18 protein-coding genes are annotated in these 19,484 nt (G+C 41.0%); 17 read left to right on the forward strand and 1 reads right to left on the reverse strand.

All coding sequences use genetic code 11. The features are described from left to right. Positions 1-9: 9 nt before the first annotated feature. From ASD24_RS01470 to ASD24_RS01525, 12 genes are all read left to right on the forward strand, one after another. Entirely contained in the window at positions 10-915 is a 906-nt protein-coding gene (locus ASD24_RS01470; RefSeq protein WP_235540259.1) for an ABC transporter permease, read from the forward strand. 18 nt (positions 916-933) lie between these two features. Beyond that, a complete protein-coding gene (locus ASD24_RS01475; protein ID WP_056690421.1) occupies positions 934-1,773 on the forward strand; it encodes an ABC transporter permease in 840 nt (279 codons plus the stop codon). A gap of 79 nt (positions 1,774-1,852) precedes the next feature. Then, positions 1,853-2,860, forward strand: a complete 1,008-nt coding sequence (locus ASD24_RS01480; RefSeq protein ID WP_056690423.1) for an ornithine cyclodeaminase family protein — start codon at positions 1,853-1,855, stop codon at positions 2,858-2,860. Beyond that, on the forward strand, positions 2,860-3,681 hold the full coding sequence (locus tag ASD24_RS01485; RefSeq protein WP_056690426.1) for an ABC transporter ATP-binding protein: 822 nt from the start codon (positions 2,860-2,862) through the stop codon (positions 3,679-3,681). Before ASD24_RS01480 ends, ASD24_RS01485 begins: the two co-directional genes overlap by 1 nt. Then, a complete protein-coding gene (locus ASD24_RS01490; RefSeq protein ID WP_056690431.1) occupies positions 3,678-4,460 on the forward strand; it encodes an ABC transporter ATP-binding protein in 783 nt (260 codons plus the stop codon). The genes ASD24_RS01485 and ASD24_RS01490 overlap by 4 nt, the downstream gene beginning before the upstream one ends. Before the next feature lie 67 nt (positions 4,461-4,527). Next, positions 4,528-5,076 (forward strand): carboxymuconolactone decarboxylase family protein, encoded by a 549-nt coding sequence (locus tag ASD24_RS01495; RefSeq protein WP_056690434.1) that lies wholly within the window; start codon positions 4,528-4,530, stop codon positions 5,074-5,076. A gap of 261 nt (positions 5,077-5,337) precedes the next feature. Next, positions 5,338-6,048, forward strand: coding sequence for a FadR/GntR family transcriptional regulator (locus ASD24_RS01500; protein ID WP_056690437.1), 711 nt, complete (start codon positions 5,338-5,340; stop codon positions 6,046-6,048). 313 nt (positions 6,049-6,361) lie between these two features. Beyond that, complete coding sequence (locus tag ASD24_RS01505; protein ID WP_056690440.1) at positions 6,362-7,708, forward strand: MFS transporter; 1,347 nt, start codon at positions 6,362-6,364, stop codon at positions 7,706-7,708. 126 nt (positions 7,709-7,834) lie between these two features. Continuing rightward, on the forward strand, positions 7,835-8,668 hold the full coding sequence (locus ASD24_RS01510) for a transketolase (RefSeq protein ID WP_056690443.1): 834 nt from the start codon (positions 7,835-7,837) through the stop codon (positions 8,666-8,668). After that, entirely contained in the window at positions 8,665-9,615 is a 951-nt protein-coding gene (locus ASD24_RS01515; RefSeq protein WP_056690446.1) for a transketolase family protein, read from the forward strand. Before ASD24_RS01510 ends, ASD24_RS01515 begins: the two co-directional genes overlap by 4 nt. A gap of 74 nt (positions 9,616-9,689) precedes the next feature. Then, a complete protein-coding gene (locus ASD24_RS01520) occupies positions 9,690-10,448 on the forward strand; it encodes an SDR family NAD(P)-dependent oxidoreductase (protein WP_056690449.1) in 759 nt (252 codons plus the stop codon). A 101-nt stretch (positions 10,449-10,549) separates the two neighbouring features. Beyond that, complete coding sequence (locus tag ASD24_RS01525) at positions 10,550-10,975, forward strand: DUF3237 family protein (RefSeq protein WP_056690453.1); 426 nt, start codon at positions 10,550-10,552, stop codon at positions 10,973-10,975. 24 nt (positions 10,976-10,999) lie between these two features. Here ASD24_RS01525 and ASD24_RS01530 read toward each other — a convergent pair whose 3' ends face one another. Beyond that, positions 11,000-11,671 (reverse strand): Crp/Fnr family transcriptional regulator, encoded by a 672-nt coding sequence (locus ASD24_RS01530; protein ID WP_056690456.1) that lies wholly within the window; start codon positions 11,669-11,671, stop codon positions 11,000-11,002. A 138-nt stretch (positions 11,672-11,809) separates the two neighbouring features. On the opposite strand from ASD24_RS01530, the gene ASD24_RS01535 reads away from it, so the two are divergent. The 5 genes from ASD24_RS01535 (at position 11,810) to ASD24_RS01555 (ending at position 19,376) form a co-directional block, all read left to right on the forward strand. Further along, entirely contained in the window at positions 11,810-12,988 is a 1,179-nt protein-coding gene (locus ASD24_RS01535) for an adenosylhomocysteinase (protein ID WP_056690459.1), read from the forward strand. 613 nt (positions 12,989-13,601) lie between these two features. Further along, a complete protein-coding gene (locus ASD24_RS01540) occupies positions 13,602-14,567 on the forward strand; it encodes a helix-turn-helix transcriptional regulator (RefSeq protein WP_056690462.1) in 966 nt (321 codons plus the stop codon). 72 nt (positions 14,568-14,639) lie between these two features. Next, positions 14,640-16,337, forward strand: coding sequence for a hypothetical protein (locus ASD24_RS01545; RefSeq protein ID WP_056690465.1), 1,698 nt, complete (start codon positions 14,640-14,642; stop codon positions 16,335-16,337). 143 nt (positions 16,338-16,480) lie between these two features. Further along, complete coding sequence (locus ASD24_RS01550; protein ID WP_200956117.1) at positions 16,481-17,878, forward strand: AAA family ATPase; 1,398 nt, start codon at positions 16,481-16,483, stop codon at positions 17,876-17,878. Positions 17,879-17,891: 13 nt separating this feature from the next. Next, complete coding sequence (locus ASD24_RS01555; protein WP_056690471.1) at positions 17,892-19,376, forward strand: hypothetical protein; 1,485 nt, start codon at positions 17,892-17,894, stop codon at positions 19,374-19,376. Positions 19,377-19,484: the final 108 nt, after the last annotated feature.

The raw sequence follows: 19,484 nt of genomic DNA on the forward strand, positions 1-19,484 counted from the left end.
AAGCATTACGTGCTTAAACGTTTGGGACAATCGGTACTTGCAGTCCTCGGTGCGGCAACGCTTGTATTTTTCATTATTCGCTTGTCAGGTGATCCGGCGCGCCTAATGCTTCCACCTGAAGCGAGCGAAGAACAGGTGACCGCGCTTCGAGAGAGCTTAGGGTTCAATCAACCTCTCTGGATGCAGTACATCGATTATCTAAAAAACCTATTTACCGGCGATTTGGGAAACTCGCTGTATTACAAAGAATCCGCGCTGAAGCTGGTGCTTGAACGAATGCCAGCAACCATAGATCTGGCCATGTTTGCAATCATTATTGCGGTCACTGTTGGTTTGCTGGCAGGGATCGTGTCGGCATACAAAAAGAACAGCTGGATCGACTATGTGGTCAACGGTTGGATTTTCTTAACTCAATCACTGCCAGTATTCTGGATTGGTATCGTGTTAATCATGATTTTTGCAGTAAATCTCCACTGGTTGCCAACGTCAGGCAATCGCGGATTGGAGTCAATTATACTACCAGCACTGACTCTAGCAGCATACCCGATTGCTCCGATTGCCCGCACGATGCGAGCCTCTCTTATTGAGGTCATGGACAAGGGGTATATGATTACAAGTCAAGCTCAAGGATTCTCCAAACCTAGCCGGATTTTGAAACGCGGACTCAAAAACGCGTTTCTGCCGGTTATTACCGTCATTAGCCTGGAATTCGGAGTCATGATCGCTGGCGCAGTGGTGACTGAAACGATTTTCTCATGGCCAGGTGTGGGACAGTTGATCATACAGGGTGTCAGCAACCGCGATTTCCCGTTGGTGCAGGCAAGTATTCTTGTGATCAGCATCATCTACATCGCCATTACACTTGTGACGGATCTGATCTACCATCGCCTTGATCCAAGAATCAAAGTGCACTAAACGAAGAGAGGGATAATCATGAAAAAACGATCTTTGCTTCGTGCCAATGCCAAGGGCATTGCCAGCATAGGTTCGTTGACCGTCATCTTCGTGCTGACGGTCTTTGCCCCGCTATTCGCGCCATTCGATCCGTATAGGCAGTCATTGCAGGATATCCTTATCCCACCAGGGAGCACGTATAGTGGAGACGGCGCAATGAGCTTGCTTGGCACTGATCAATTGGGCAGGGATGTGCTCAGCAGATTGTTATATGGGGGCAGACTCTCGCTCTGGATCAGCATTGTCGCCGTTGTCATTTCAGGTGTGCTGGGCAGTATTATTGGAATCGTAGCCGGATACTTCGGTGGTAAGACGGACGCGGTATTAATGCGTCTAGCTGATATCCAGATGTCCATCCCAAGCATGCTGCTCGCCATCGTTATGGTTGCTGTGCTTGGGTCAGGTCTAACAAATATTGTTATTGTGCTGGCAGTTACAGGTTGGGTGACCTTTGCACGTGTTGTTCGTAGCCAGGTACTCTCGCTGAAAGAGTTGGAGTACGTCGAAGCAGCCAAAGCCATGGGTGTGCCGAGCATCAGTATCATGGCGAAGCATATTTTACCGAATACCCTGTATACGATCGCTACGCAAGCTGCCTTACAGATGTCACACATGATCTTGCTCGCGGCAGCATTAAGCTTCCTTGGGCTTGGCATTGATGTGTCTACACCATCTTGGGGTGGGATGGTGAATGACGGCAAGAGTTATATCAGTTCTGCATGGTGGTTGTCTACGATACCGGGTCTGGCTATTGCTCTGGTCATTATGACGATTAATCTGTTCGGCGATTGGCTTAGAGACCGAGCTGAGTTCCGATGAACATGAAGAGATTCGGAGGAAAGCGATTCGAAGAAACAAAGCAACAAATGATGTCACAGCAGGAAGGAGAATGGAGCGAATGTACTTCGTATCAAGAGAAAGCATTAAGCAAAGTAGGATAGCCGATCCATTGGTTGCACAACATCTGATTGAACGAACCTTCAGGCAGAAGGCCGAGGGAACAGCAGTGGGTGCACAAGAGGTAGCGATGGCTGCTGGAGCAAGGGAAGCAGGATCTTTCTATTCCTTGCCTGCGTACCTCGCAGAGGAAGGCGTGGCTGGACTGAAATGGACTTCGCATGTTCCACACTCCGATCCTTCGATACCTTATACGCATCCTGTCGTTGTGCTCAATGAATTAGCAACGGGCAGACCGCTTGCACTCTTGGAAGGAGAGTTGATTAGCGGGCTCCGTACAGGCGCAGTATCCGCGACTGCGATCAAAACGTTGGAAAGATCAAAGGCATCATCATTATTCCTTTGTGGATCTGGATTTCAGGCGAGTCACCAGCTTCGCAGTATTGTGCCGTTCATGCCTGAACTGAAGGAAGTTCATGTGTGGAGTCGTACGATGCAGCATGCAGAGAAGTTGCTTGAAAATCACGCAGATATCCTTGGAAAACGGGGTATTCGGAGCCGTGTCCATGCTTCTCTTCCGGAACGACTTGATTGTGCTGAGGTTGTGGTCGGGGCGACATCCGCTTCCACTCCTTACCTACATGCAGACCATTTTGTTCAAGGTCATTTGTATCTTCATATCGGCATGCGTGATATTGATGCAGAAGCCATTGAATCATTTGACCATATTGTATGTGATGATTATGAAGCCGGCGTTCCATCTAGCAGTCAGTCGTTATTCGGTCTTGCACGCAAGACACCGGAAATTGGCGGTAAGGTAACCCTGTTAGAAACACTTCTGGCTGAGCCTGATCCGGCAATCCAGCGGCACTCTGATCGTAAAATAATGTTTAATGCGTTCGGTCTGTCCATATTTGATCTTGTGCTTGCCCATGAAGCCTTACAGCGGCTTCTGAAGCAACCGGAATCAAATGTGGGGCAATTCGACCTTAGCAAGGAGAGAAGCTAATGACAGACACATCACTCCTGCGCATCAATGAATTGGGCATTCGCTTCACCAAGCGTGACCAACATACGGACGTGCTTCATCATATATCCTTGGATATCCGTGAGGGTGAAATATTGTGCCTAGTTGGTGAGTCGGGAAGCGGCAAGAGCGTTGCCGCCAAATCAATTATGCAATTGTTACCACGACCTGCTGCACAATATACCCATGGGCAGATCTGGTTCGACGGTCAGGATTTGCTGACCTTAAATGAGAAACAGATGCAACGTATTCGTGGCAAACGGATTGCCATGGTCTTCCAAGATGCACTGAGTGCGTTAAACCCTGTCTACACGATTGGAACCCAAATGGTGGATGTCATTCGTTTGCATGCGCCGAAGCGAATGAGCAAAAAAGCCGCGCTTGAAGAAGCGAAATCCTGGTTAACTCAAGTTGAGATTCGCAATGTGGATGAGGTTGTGAAGCAGTATCCATTTCAGTTGTCTGGTGGAATGAGGCAGCGTGTCATGATTGCGATGGCCTTGTCTTCCCGACCTGAATTGCTGCTTGCAGATGAGCCGACAACAGCATTGGATGTGACGGTTCAAGCTCAGATTTTGCGGTTAATCCTGAAGCTGAAAGAGCAATATGGCATGACGGTGCTGTTCATTACGCATGATCTTGGTGTGGTTCACGAGATTGCTGACCGTGTTATCGTGATGAGACATGGCAATCTGGTTGAAGAAGGTACGAAGGAAGCGATATTCGGGCGACCGGAACATCCATACACCAAGCAGCTGCTAAACAGCATGCCCCGTATTTATTTTGAGGGGGTGGACATATGAGCAAACATCTGTTGGAGGCTGAGGGACTTCATAAGGTATATCGGACGAGGAACGGCACCGATTTTGCCGCGGTACAAGATGTTTCGTTTTATCTAGGGCAAGGGGAGACATTAGGCATCGTTGGTGAATCCGGCAGTGGCAAAACGACGGTTGCAAAAATGGTCGCTGGCATGATTCCACTTACATCAGGCTCGATCATCTTGGGCGACAAAGCCTTAAGTGGCACGAAGCGTATTCGCTCTGACAAGCGCAGCATCCAATATGTATTCCAAGATCCGGTCTCTTCCCTGAATCCAAGATGGAAGATCAGAGAAATCGTGGCTGAACCACTGAAGCTGTACTTTCAGATGAACGCCAAAGCAATCGATAACAGGGTGGACGAATTGTTGGATGATGTTGGTTTACCCCGTGAGTTCAAATCGCGATATCCCGGAGAACTGTCTGGTGGACAATGTCAGCGTGTGGGCATTGCCAGAGCACTTGCAGCAGAACCTGCCGTTATCGTCTGTGATGAACCGACCTCTGCACTCGATATGACCATTCAGGCACAGATTCTCGAATTGCTGAAGAAGCTTCAACAGCAGAAGGGTGTATCCTATCTATTTATCGCTCATGGCCTTGAGGTGATCTATAGCATTTCGCATCGCGTGATGGTCATGAAAGCTGGCGAAGTTGTGGAGGCGGGGGAGACCAAGCAAATTTTCCACGATCCGCAGCATGAGTATACCCGGTCATTGATTGAGGCTATTCCAAGAATTAATATTCCGCAATTTCAATAAGCTCTCAAAACGATAAATGGTTACATCCAGATGTTATATTAACTTTACTTAAGAGGAGGAATTTTACATGAGCAGTGTGGTACCCGCATTACAATATGAAGACATGTCTCAAGAAGCCAAGAACTTTGTGGATGAGCGAATCAAAAATGGCAATCGAGTAACGAATATGGTTAAAACATTGTTGTATTCCATGCCGTCTTTTGATGCGATGGAGTTTTATCCGGTGCGTAATGAGCTACAAAAAATTATAGGCAGTCGCGCTATCTATTTTTACTGTTATGCTATCTCGACCGAGAATGAGTGTCTGGTCTGCTCCACCTATCATGCGAAGCTTCTCCGCGATCTGAACATCAGTTTCAATGAGTTCGAATTCACTGAAATCGAAAAAGTATTGATTGATTATGGTCGTGGATTGGTTAACAATCCAAACTCCATTGATGAGTCTATCTACGATAAATTAAGAAGCGAATTCTCCTCAGAAGAGATTGTGCTAATCACCACGGTCGGATGCAAGATGATTGCATCGAACATCTTCAATGAAGCGATGAAGGTTGATTTGGACGAATATCTGTTCGAAGTCGAATTTGACAAAAATATATTGCCTACTAAGTCTTAATGGTTATGCATTGAGATGTGGGATTGGAAGAAAACATGATCGCTCTGTGGCGGTCATGTTTTTTTGTTGGTTTTTAACACCAAGTTGTTGTTTGAATAGCCCTCGTGTGAAAAATAATGGAAAAGCTTGTCCAAACCATGTACTTTTGTAGAATTCCAGCGATTTGTCTAATTATCATGTTGTCTAACAAGGTTCTAATTTATATAATGTTTATTGATATAGCATTTTGGTAATTAGATGTAATGAAACTAACAGAGGGAAGTGATTTCAATACAATTTAATCGCGTATCAAGCAATAAACTGTATATTCAAATTTACGATCAGATTCTCTCTGAAATACAATCAGGTACGTTCGAGATTGGGGACAAGTTGCCAACAGAACGAGAACTATGCGCACAATTCGGGGTAAGCCGTGCTCCAATTAGACAGGCACTGAGCGCTCTGGAAATGAAGGGATACATCTATTCCAGACAGGGCGAAGGCGTTTATGTCAAAAGCACGATCGCTCAGGATGAGGCGGTAACGGACGAGTCTTTCATCAACTCCGTATCCCCCGAGGATATTGTTGAAGCACGAATGAATATAGAACCACTTATCGCCAGTATGGCAGCACAACGGGCTACGGCAGACGAGATTCAGCTTCTCCGAGAAACCATCAAACAGATGGAATCAGAGACAGCAGGTGGACACTATGTACCGGAGACGGATGAACGCTTGCATATGGAGATTGCTAGAGCTTCACACAATGATCTGTTCATTCAGTTCATGACGGTCATCACTCAAGCGATGAAACAGCAGGAAATGTGGAGATTTATCCGCGATCGAACGGTAACCCGCCCTGACTACCGTGATACTAACTTTAGCGAGCATAAGGAAATCATTGATGCTATTGAAAATAAGCAGGCAGATACGGCTTCCAAACTCATGAAACAGCACATGCAGAATCTTTTTAATCGTTATTGGAAAGATTAATCATAATCCCTATGCATCGCATCTAGCATAGGGATTATTTGTTGTTTTTAATACATAAAAAATTGAAAAAATAACTTATTGACAATTAAAAAGTTAATTGTTATATTCAAAACAGAAAAACTTAGGATACAAGTTAACAAGATTACAAATTAACAAGATTACAAATTAACAGGAGGTGCATATCATCACAAGTATTTGGAAACGCTTCATTTCAGTGAGTTGTGTCGATAATGTAGGACATTATTTTTTTGAAAATGAAATTGTAAGCGTTTAATATAACCACGGAATGAATTATTTCACGGGAGGATTTCATATGGATCTGCAGCAATTGGAGAAGTCGACTGTCCGCAAAGTAACATTACGTTTGATCCCATTCTTGTTTTTGTGTTTTGCCATTTCAATTCTGGATCGCGTAAATATTGGATTTGCGGCATTACGAATGAATGAAGACCTCGGATTCTCCGAGGCTGTGTATGGATTTGGTGCAGGCATCTTCTTTCTAGGTTACTTCCTGCTTGAGGTACCCGGCAGTGCGATGATGTCTAAGATTGGTGCAAGACGATGGATTAGCCGCATTATGGTTTCCTGGGGTATTATCGCCGTCATTATGGCATTTATTCAAACGCCCATCCAATTCTACATCGTTCGTTTCTTACTGGGTGTGGCTGAAGCGAGTTTTTACCCTTGCATGGTGCATTATTTAAGTGGATTCTACCAATCCAAGCATCACGCAAAAGCGATTGCTGGATTTATGATTGCGATTCCAGCAGCCAACGCCATCGGTTCACCGTTATCAACGTTCTTGCTACAAATTGATTGGCTCGGTTTGTCAGGTTGGCAATGGCTGTTTATTTTGGAAGCGATTCCAGCAGTGATTCTCGGTATTATCTGTTACTTCTACTTAACGGATCGTATCGAAGATGCCAAGTGGTTGACAGGCGCAGAGAAGACTTGGCTGTTGGATGTAACCCGTAAAGAGGCACTGGAGAAACAAAAAGTTAAAAAGCCTACTTTCCTTGAAGTATTGCGAGATAAGGATGTACTTATTTTGGCACTGGGATACTTCTTCTGGATGTTTGGTTATTACGGAATTAACATGTTCCTGCCAACCATTTCTAGAGGTTTAACTGAATCGACAGGTTGGTCTTTACAGAGTATTGGCTGGTTGCTTGGATTCATGTATCTGTGTGCGATGGTTGTCATGTATCTTGTCGGCAAAAGTTCAGATAAACAAAACGAACGTAAATTCCATGTAGCTGGTTGCTTGACGGTTAGTGCGATTGCCATGATGGCAAGTGTATATGTTGCAGATTTCAGTTTGATAGGAGCGTTCGCACTTCTAACGATTAGTTTGTGTGGAGCATTTGGAGCTTACTCTCCATTCTGGGCGATTCCGCCATCATTCCTGACAGGAGCAGCCGCAGGTGGTGCGATAGCATTGATTAATAGTATTGGTAATCTCGGCGGATTCTTCGGGCCATACTTCGTAGGATTTATCAATGATATGACAGGTAGCCATAATCTCGGGTTGACAGTACTTGGAATCAGCATGATAATAAGTGCGACTATCATCGTGTTACTTGTCAAACAATCCGGTAAAAGTTATAAAGTAAGTCCAGGTAGACCATTAGATCAGACTAATTCAACTAAAACAGGGTAACCGCACGTGAAACGAGTATTAGAATCTGAGCAAAGTGCTCGTTTTTTTTACAATAACTTAGGATACAAGTTAACAAGTTAACAAGAAGACAAAAATTAACTACCAAATTCATATGAGGTGAGCATAATGACCAAGTCCAGCATTGAAGAACTCAAGCAAAAGGCAATCGAGTTGAGACAAACCGCGATCACGATGATTTATGAAGCACAATCTGGTCATCCAGGTGGTTCACTATCCGCAGCTGATATTGTTACGGCATTGTATTTCAAGGAAATGAACATTGACCCAGCTAATCCAAAATGGGAAGACCGCGATCGCTTTGTATTATCCAAAGGACATGTATGCCCAATCCAGTACGCTGCATTGCTTCACCGGGGATTTGTTCCAATGGAGAATGTACACACGCTCAGACAGTACGGCTCTCCATTTCAGGGACATCCTGATATGAAAAAGTGTCCGGGAATCGACATCTCAACAGGCTCACTCGGTCAAGGGCTCTCTTGTGCCGTAGGCATGGCGATTGCAGGTAAAAGGGACGACAAGTCATATCGAGTATTCGCTATGCTGGGAGATGGTGAATGCCAGGAAGGTCAGATTTGGGAAGCTGCTCAAACGGCAAACAAATATCAACTCGATAATCTAATTGTGTTTGTTGATGATAACAACCTACAGATTGACGGGACTTGTGATGAGATTATGCCAAACTTGGATTTGGAGCTGAAATTTAAGGCTTTTGGCTTCGATACCCGAAGAATAGACGGTCATGACATGCAACAGATCGTAGATACATTGGACGAAATTCGTGATATTCAACACGGGAAACCAATCTGCATCGTATGCAATACCGTTAAGGGCAGAGGGGTTTCATTCATGGAGGATGTATGTAACTGGCATGGGGTTGCTCCGAAGGAAGCGGAATATCTACAGGCTTTGGAAGAAATTGCGGGAGGTCTGAAATGATGAGCACATATAACGTAACGGAGAAAAAAATTGCGACGCGCGAAGGTTTTGGACACGAAATTGTAGAGCTTGGCAAAAAGAATAAAAACATCTATGTCGTTGATATTGATATCGGTAAATCATGTAAAACGACTGAGTTTGCGAATCAGCTTCCGAACCAGCATATCAACGTGGGTATTGCCGAACAGAACGCCGCAGGACTTGCCGCAGGACTCGCAACAACGGGGAAAATACCTTTTATCAGCACCTATGCGGTTTTTGGTTCGCTACGCATGCTTGAACAGATTCGCCAAGAAGTCTGCTATCCTCACTTGAATGTGAAAATTGCTTGCTCCCATGGTGGACTTACTCCAGCTAATGACGGCGGAAGCCATCAAGCCATCGAGGATATGGGCGTGCTTCGTACGATTCCGAATATGACGGTTATTATGGCTGCTGACTATGCTTCCACGCGCAAGCTCGTTGCCAAGGCCGCTGAACATTATGGCCCAGTATATCTTCGGTTTACTCGTGATACGGTTCCGGTCATTTACGGAGAAGATGAAGAGTTCGAGATTGGTAAAGCCAAAAAGTTGAAGGACGGCAAAGATATTGCCATCATCGCCAATGGAGACACTTTACACCTTGCCCTGAAAGCATCGGAACTGTTGGAGAACGAGGGTGTATCCGTTAAATTACTAGATTTCCATACGATTAAACCCCTAGACCGCGAGGCTGTTGTGGACTGCTTAAGTACAGGGCGAATCATCACAGTGGAGGATCATAACATCCTGAATGGTCTTGGCAGTGCAGTGAGTGAAGTTGTAGCCGAGGAAGGCGGAGCTGTCGTCCGCAGAATTGGTGTTCAGGACAAATTCGGAGAATCTGCTCCATACGAAAAATTGCTAGAAATGAACGGAATCACGATAGATAACATCGTAGCGACTGCACATTCCCTATTAAAATAACTTTTTTTCCGAAAGTATTGAGGAAGAATTTTGCTTAACGATCGCAATCAACCCCATCTGAAGGAGTGTATAACATGTTTGAATTAAATAACAGGGTAGCCATTGTCACAGGAAGTGGATCTAAACGAGGAATTGGACGAACGATTGCACTAACATTAGCCAAGCAGGGGGCAAAGCTGGTTATTGCTGATATCAACCAAGAAGGAATTCAAGAGACCGTTGAGGCTATTCGTGCAGAAGGCGGGGAAGCCATCGGAGTTGAGCTTAACGTTACCACCCTAGAATCGAATCAGGCCATGGTGGAGAAGGTACTGCAAGCGTACGGAAAAATTGATATCTTGGTGAATAATGCAGGCATATCCCAGAAGGCAACCGTAGCAGAAATGACATTAGAGGACGTAACCCGTGTATTTAATGTAAACATGTTCGGACTCTTTCTCTGTACTCAAGCCGTGCTTGAACCGATGAAGAAACAAAATTATGGTCGGATCATTAGCCTATCCTCTGTATCTGCTAAACGGGGCGGCGGCGTCTTTGGTGGAGCACACTATTCTGCATCAAAAGCAGCTGTACTAGGTTTCTCAAAAAACCTCGCACGAGAAGTTGCGACAGATGGTATTACGGTTAACTGTATCGCACCAGGGCTTGTGAATACGGATATCTGGAAATCTCTAGACCAGCCAACTGCGGATGGCGTAATTGCAGGCATTCCAATGGGACGTCCGGGTGAAACCGAAGAGATTGCTTCAGCCATTGCTTTCTTAGCTTCAAGTGAGGCCTCCTACATTACTGGGGAGGAAATTGATATCAACGGCGGATCTCATATGGATTAATAACTGACAACTTTAGAGCGTAAGAAGCCGCTACAAGATAGCGGCTCTTTCCTTTATTTTGCCGCGAATGGTATGATAGGATGCAGTAAAGGGGTGAAACTATGGAATTAGAAGAAGTGTTTACGGTTCATGTGAAGATCTTAGAAACGTTCGAACTACGCAATAGCGAGGATGATTCTGTCGTTATGATTACGTTCACAGGAGATGTAACGGGTAAATATTTTGAAGGCATCGTGCTTAATGGTGGCGTGGATACACAGGTCATTGGGAAGGGCGGAGATCGACATACTCTGTCGGCTAGATATATGCTCCAAGGTGAGGATTTTACCGGACAAAGCTGTGAGATTTACATCGAGAATAACGGAAATATCAATAAAAAGTTGAAATCTTCATTGTTTCGCACTTCGCCTACAATCATTACTAATAGTACAGCATTATCCTTTCTGAATAGCGATATTCTCGTTGGTGAGGGAAAAGCCACAGACACTGGATTGGATATTATCATCTACAGAGTGTCTACCTCGTAAGAAGACTTGTAGTTGGGGAATCTTTTAAAAATCGGTGGAATATCGCTGTAATTGCTTCATGTCCAAAATCTGAATCGTTTTGTTCTGTCTCAGGATAATCTTCTCTTCTACTAGATCACTGAGCAATCTTCTAATATGGCGGTCGGAGATTCCCATCATGCTGGACATGTCCTTCATAACAAAGGGAATTGTTGCAGATTCGAATTTTTCTGAGGTTTGTACAATGGTTTTGCATAGTTTATTTTTGGCTGGATACAGCAATGATCTTGCATTTTTCACTGAAGACTTCATCAATTTCTCTGTAAGAACCGAACACATACGCATGAGAAACGGGACTGATGTTGTTAAATGAGATTGCACCACTTCTAGTGGAATGAGTAATATGGTTGTTGGTACAACAGCCACAGCCGTGTGAAGATAGTTGCAATGATTGAAGAATTCCATATCACCTAATACTCCGTTTTGCTCTACATAATCCACAACCGCGACATTCCCCTTCTCGGAATAGTTATGAATCGCCACTCTGCCTTCAATAATAATGTAGAAAAATGCTAGCTCATCACCCGAGACGACAACCGTCTCGTTTTTTGCGTATGTTCTTACTTGCAAATTGGCTATAGCTTCACCTGTAATGATCTGGTGTAGGTTTGCTTTCATAACGGCGGCCGAGATATCCGGGTTAACCTTAGTTGGCATACAGTTAAGTCTCCTTTGCACAACGATTTAGAAAAAGAGCCCCCAAAAAGCGGACTTTTGTCCTTATTGGTTGACCTTTTATCATATTATACTTACCTCGAATTACAACACAACATGTAATTAACTAGGAGGTTCGTTATGAATAGTATTATTGATGATCCAAGTTTGGCTAGTGCTGGGGCATCTCGGATGCATTGGTTTAGAGAGAGGATGCCAATTGTGGCAGAACTTAATCATTGGTTTAAAGAGAAACAGGTGCTCCAAGGTATCACGGTTGCAATTAGTATGCATATTGAACCCAAAACGGGATTCTGGATTGAAGGACTTCTCGCTGGTGGAGCCGCACATATCTACTTGGTCGGTTGTCTGGGTACAACTAAAAAGGATACAGCAGCATACTTAGCTTCTCTACCCAATGTGACGGTTCTAGCCAAGGAAGCAGACCAATATGACGATCACAAACGCTATCTTGAAATGGTGATGGCTAACCAGATTGATCTCTTCTTGGATAATGGTGCAAGTCTGATTCTTGTTCATCATGAATTACAGCCGGGATGGAACCCGATTGGTGCCAATGAAGAGACGCGCACAGGTAAGCTATTAATCGAGAAAAAAGGTGTCCAACCCGAATATCCTGTCATCGTGATTGATGATTCGCCCTTGAAGCAAATTTTCGAAAATGCACTAGGGGTTGGACAATCTGTTGTCGATGGCTTCATGCGAACTACGAGTCTTCTCGTTGGCGGCAAAAAAGTACTGGTTATTGGATATGGTTATTGTGGAAGCGGTGTAGCCAAGAAGTTCCGTGGATTGGGAGCTACTACACTCGTGTATGACGTTAATCCGATTCAACTGTTGAATGCCAAAACAGACGGACATCTGGTTGGCGAATTGCAAGAATTAATTCCTGAAGCTGATGTAATCCTCACGGTAACGGGAACCTTTGATGTGATTACTGAGCAGCATATTCCGTTGTTCAAAGAAAAAGCTATTCTTGCTAACTCAGGACATTATGGGTTTGAAATCAATGTGGAAGAATTGAAGAAGGCTTCGAAGTCTGTTGAGATCGTCAAAGAAGGTATTGAACGAATAACGTATGCTGAGAAAAGCATCTATCTGCTGCATCAGGCTAACCCGCTTAACTTGGCAGGAGCTGATGGTAATCCTATTGAAATTATGGATATGGGCTTTGGGCTGATCTCGCAAGCAGCATATCGTATCCTGACGAATGTTGAATCCCTTCAACCTGGATTACAACCTGTGCCCGAAGATATCAATCATACGATCAGCAAGAGGTTTGTGAACCTGCTTCAGTAGAGGTGTGCAAATTAGAAGTCATAAATTGATATGTAACTTTTCAAATCTGGATGAGAACTAAAAAAGGAACTAGAAGTTACTAATTGTTAAAACGTATAGTAAGTATTCGCATGAAACAACCTCGACAACTCCCAATCCTGATATGTAATGACTTTTTAAAGCTGGGAGGTCAACTAGATAAATAATTTCAACATCATTTCTACAAATTCTCTTGAGATAAGATGGAAATAATATATATCGAAGAATAATGCTTCAAACAAGTTGAGTTTTTATTTAATAAAGCATCCAATATAAAGAGTAAAACATATTACATTCTGCATAAAATCACTTTTTTAAACTGATGATTGATCCTAAGGTCAAATATCAGTTTTTTTATAATTTTTACAAATGTTTCGTAAATTAAGCTAGAAAACATTTGAATGGCCAAAAATAAGTTTCACAATACTGAGAGTGCATATTATAGTCTGTCCTCAGGGTGTTGTAGAGGTAGAGGTTCAATAAGATATGGAGCAGCAGAAACTTAATCTATTTAAAGAAACATACGGTAGTCTAAGTGACAGAATGTGTCTAACTTATGTGATAGAATGTAGGAAAAGATAGTAGTGGTGATGAAATGGACAAAGAGAAAAAAGTCTCAAGAATCTTGATATTGTATGACAAACTTAGGAAAGGGGAGGTGGTAGATAAGTATATTCTTGCTAGTGATTTTGGTGTCCATGCAAGGTCTATTCAACGCGATATTGATGATATTAGGGGATATTTGGCTGAGTGGCATTCAGGAGAACATATTACCTATGATCATTCAAAGAGTGGTTATCTGAAATCAGATACTACTGAAAGCAATTTAACTACAGTAGAAATAATAGCAATCACTAAGATAATCTTGGAAAGTAGAGCTTTTCAAAAAGACGAAATGAAGGGGTTAATTAACGCTATTGTTAATCAGGCGGAAGAAGCAGAAAGAAAAGCAATACAAGGAGCAATTAATAACGAACTCCATCACTATAAACCTCTATTTCATAGCAAGCCGTTGTTAAAAATTCTCTGGGACATTAGTACGTGTATAAAAGAGCAGCAACAAATTGAAGTGATTTATGAACGTATGGACGGCACACAATCGCTCAGATGGGTGAAGCCAATGGCGCTCATTTTCTCAGAATTTTATTTCTATTTAGTTGCCTATATAAAGGATAGCAAGTACCAATATCCAGCATATTTTAGAATCGATCGTATTAAGTATTTTAAAATGATAAATGAACGTTTCTCGATTAGAGAAAGGGAACGAGTTGAAGCAGGAGAAATCAGAAATAGATCTCAATTTATGTATGCAGGAGAATTAATTCATTTGAAATTCATTTTTTATGGTTCCTCTCTTGCAGCAGTTTTAGATAGATTACCCAATGCTCAAGTACTAGAAAATTTAGATCGTGGATGGTTAATTGAGGCAAAAGTTTATGGTAAAGGATGCATGATGTGGTTATTAAGTCAAGGTAGTAATGTTGAAGTTATAGAGCCTAAGAGTTTGAGAGAAGAAATAAAAGCAGCAATTCAATCCATGATGAGAAGGTACGCAGAGTAAAAAATAAAAAATACATTAAAATCGAAGTTAATACTAGGATAGTAAACATTATGATAAGAGGGTGTACATGCTTTGTTGAAGCGGAATATTAAATTTCCTATTGTACTGCAAAGTGGCAATCAAGTTCGTACAATAGAAGAATTGAAAGAGAATTTTGAAATAGAGACCATAATTAGATATTTTTCAGATGGAAGATTGTTTACTTGGTTAGAGCAAAGATACTATATAAAAGAATTACATTCATTACAGGATGTTAACAAGGATAGTCTAACTGTACCTCTAGATATAGCGAATATTTTTGGGATTGACATTGAAGAAATAGAGTTTAATTATCAACATTATAAGGAAGAACGAGCAAAAATTGAAGTACTCAATAAATATACCTCAAACCCAGACATTATCAATAATTCTGAATATGTAGCTCTATCTCAGAGTGAACTTGATATGCTGATTGAGAAGATCACGGAGCCTAACAGAACCATTTATTTGTTAAATGATGCTACAGAGATATTTAATATTAGCGATCAATATTCCAATATCAATTATGTTGGTATAAACAATCCTACTGTGAGTTTAATGGGAAATCGAACCTTTGATGCAAAAGGAAAAAATATTGTATTTAAGAATGTTAGGTTAACTGCTATTCAAGAAACAAAAATTAACTCATCAGTTAATTCAACCTTTGATTATGACAATACCAAAATCAGGAATAACTTTACCATAAGCAAATTGGAGAAAAGTATACAAATTGACGGGAATAAATTAAGAAATAAGTCCAATCAGAAAAGGAGTTTTGAAACAATAGAAAAGATTCATATCTTTAACAATGTACTAATGGTTGAAATTGAGAATGAAATTGCAATTTACGAAATAAGTACTAATAATCTGTTGAGCCATTACAGTACGTATGAGTTTGAAAACTCTGTTAAAACAATCAAAGACGGAAACAATGCTTACTGTCTAGATATTGAGATCTTAAACCACAAAGATATGGGAGCAATAAGCTATTATAAACTTCTCACGCTCGATTCCCAGCAACCAATGAAAAGACCCATGGTTAATTTTAGACCCATGTTACATTTTAGGGATATGCGAGTTGAATTGATAGGAGTTCACGATGATATCCTGTATTTATATAGTGTTGGTCTTGGTGTAATACAATCATGCCAAGTTAATCTAAATGACGGAAGTTTAAAGAAGGGGAAAAGGATCGAATATCGAGACCCTACATATGAGCAAAGTCCAATTACCTACCATTTTAACAATGGAAAATTGTATTATTTTGTTCCCTTTCAAACTAAGTTAATGGAATTGAACAACGAAAAAGAAATTATCACTATCCCCGGAACTATTGGTCATTTTGAAATTAGGCATGACAAGCTATTTGCATTACGTAGCCACCCGAGGGATGGAAGGGGAGCTACTAAGGAGTATATGGGAAAATACGGACAAGGCATGTATAAGGCATGTAGTGATAGTTTGGTAAAGCTTGGTGAGTTTACTGTGATTGATATGGTAAGTGGAAATGAGATTAGAAAAGTTAAAGCACATGAAGATGAAATTGATGTCTTGAAAATTTATGATGATGTGGTACTGACATATTCGAGTTTTGCCGCTGAGGTGAAATTCTGGGATATTGAAACTTTAGAGTTGTTAAGCGAAATCGAAGTTCCTTTATTAGATTCCAACAAGCCGTTTAAGTTTGATGTAGATCTGCATGGGGATCAGCTAGCAGTATTAGTGCAAGACAAGGTATATATCTACAGTTAAGACTCTAAAACATTTTACTACAAAGGAATGAAAATAATTCAATGCAGATAAATTCGGTTAGTCATAAACTACTGCACTTCGTAGATGCTCGGTTTCCAATATTATATCTAAATACATTCGAGGAAACAAAAATAGATGAAGTTGTGAAGAAAATTGCATATGGAAGAGAAATCTTAGAGTGGAATGCTTCTAAGGGTTTAGTACATTTTCAAACCAAAAATCAACTACTAAACGATTTTAATAGATTAAGTCAGTCGTTATCGCTACTATCAAGGGATAATGAATTGGATGGAAAAATTTTGGTGATAAAGGACGTCCATCATTTTATGGACGATCCTCATGTTATGTCGATCTTGAAAGAAATTGCTATAAACATATACAACGGGTTAGAGACGATCATCTTATTAGTATCCCCAATATTAAAAATTCCGACGGAATTAGAGCAGTATATCACCATCGTAGAAATTGATTATATGGCTGAGGATGCTATTAGTAATCTTATTAAAGCTTTCATAAAAGAAAATAACTTCGATGAAATTTCAGATGAATTACTTAATGAACTGACGATTGCTTTTAAGGGATTAACTGAATATGAAATTGTAACAACTTTATCACTGGCTTATGCCAAAGAAGGAAATCTCAAAAGAAGAGATTTAACTTTAATATATGAGCAAAAATATCAAATGGTGAAGAAGTCAGGCATTCTAGAAATGATACCATTTAATGAAAGTTTTAATGAAATTGGTGGGTTGGAGAATCTAAAGGAATGGGTTTCTAATAAGGCGAAAGTTTTCAAAGATCTCAATAAAGCAAAAGATTTTGGCGTTGATATACCGAAAGGTGTTTTAGTTGTCGGCATGCCTGGTTGCGGGAAGTCGTTAAATGCTAAAGCCACTGCAAATTTATTTGGAATTCCACTTTTAAGATTGGATATGGGGAAGTTACTGGGCAAGTATGTAGGTGAATCTGAAGCTAACATGCGGAAAGCAATTAAATTAGCAGAAGCAATTTCGCCATGTGTTTTATGGGTGGATGAAATTGAAAAGGCGTTTGCTGGCATTGGTAATTCGGGAAACGCTGAAGTAGCTACTAGATTATTTGGAAATTTTCTGACTTGGATGCAGGAGAAAACTAGTCCTACTTTTGTTGTAGCTACGGCAAATGATGTCTCTAACCTTCCACCAGAATTAATGAGAAAAGGTAGATTTGACGAGATTTTTTATGTTGATTTGCCTGATCCTTTGGAGAGACAGAAAATTTTTGAGATCCACTTGATGAAAAGACGACAAACGGATCTTCCTGCAATTGATTGTAATGAACTTAGCAAAAGAACTGAGGGTTTTAGCGGTGCGGATATTGAAGGTGTCGTTAAAGAAAGTATTGAAATAGCATTTATCTCGGGTGAAAGTCAGGTGAAAACACAAGATATTATTAAGTCTATTGAGAATACGGCTTCTTTGTCTGTATTGTTTAAAGATAAACTTAAAGTACTTGCAGATGTATACAAGAATAATCATTTTAAATCTGCTTCAAAAAAATAGGAGGTAGGATTGAATGGACTCTAAAATTGAAACTATTACTATTGATAATCAAAGTAAAGAATTAAATGAGCTTATCCAAGAACTAATCATAAGTTATGCGAACAAGACCACATTACAATCTGATGAAGATTGGATTAAAGAAGAGCTGAAAAATTATTTACCTGAATGGGGTCAAGAAGAGGTTAAGCAGACAACGGACGAGCTTCTTAATGCAATTGCTGTTCATGAAGGTAACCTTAAAAATTTGGATTTTGAAATGGAAAAGGGCGCTTCTAAAGAAAAGTGGTTTCATGACAAAATTCAAGAGGCTACTATTGGGATGGAAGTTAGTAAGGTTGGTCAGTATCTTCAAAATATTGATAGTATAATTGCTAACTCTAATAAGCTAATGCTTGAGACAGTTCATAATCAAAACGGCACTATTAATATGAATTCTAACTTGGATGGATTCATTTTTGAACAGCATCATGCGAATACTTATAATATGGAAGCTGTTTTAAGAGGAAGTAAATCAAGAGCGGAGGTACTCACTCCAAAACCAGGGACATCGTTTGGTAAAAATTCAATAGATCTTATTATAAGAAATGATTCGGGGAAAATCGTTAAGAAATACCAAGCTAAGTTTTCCGCAGATTCAGATGCTGCCAATAGGGCTTTCGATAACGGACACTATCCATTCCAAGGAAAATTGGTGGCTGAGGATCAGGCTTTGAATGTACCTAACGCTAAGGAATCCATAGGTATAAGTGATATTAATAGTAGAGGGTTAAGCAAAGTAAAGGGCAAGGAACTGCAAAAACTGGCACAAGAAGGACAGTCACTAGATGTTGATTGGAACTATTATAGGTTAAAGGATCTCACTTCACATATGACCAAGAACGTTGCTACAGCTGGTTTTCAAGCTGCCACTTTATCTGCTTCATTTGAAATAGTCTATAAGAAAATGTCCAATCAAGCCATAAAGCCAGAAGATGTTGTAGAGATTGCATTAAGAACTGGTACTGATGCGGGTATTAAAAGTGCAACTGCAGTTGCACTTAAAGTTGCCTCTGAAAAAGGATTAATTTCTGTTATTCCTAAAGGGACGCCGGCAGGTGTGATTGCTACAATTGCCTCAATCGCTATCGAGAATGTTAAGGTGTTACGCAAAGTTGCGGAAGGAGAACTCAGTATTGTACAAAGCTTTGAAAAAATGGAGCGTGTTACGGTATCTGCTGTAGGTGGACTCATTACTGGAGGGATTGGAGCATCTAAAGGCGCGGTTATTGGTGCAACAGCTCTAAGTTGGTTACCCGTTATAGGATCCGCATCTGGAGCAATTATAGGATCAATCATTGGTGGTACTATAGCTTACATGGCAGGATCAACTTTAGGAGAAAAACTATGTGAGGCATCCAAAGTAGTAAGAAATACAGCAATAAATAGGATTAAATTGGGATTGAAGGCTGTGGGAGAAGGATATAAAAAAGTGGGGGATTTCATAAAATCATTATTGTAAAATTGTATAAGAAGCGAAGTAGGCTTACCAAAAGTTTGTTTTGGTTCATTGGATTAATCGGTTAAATAAGTGTTGTTCCCAAGCAGATTCGACTTCTACCGCTAGTCC

This window comes from Paenibacillus sp. Root52, from assembly GCF_001426865.1.
Classification (GTDB): Bacteria; Bacillota; Bacilli; order Paenibacillales; family Paenibacillaceae; genus Paenibacillus.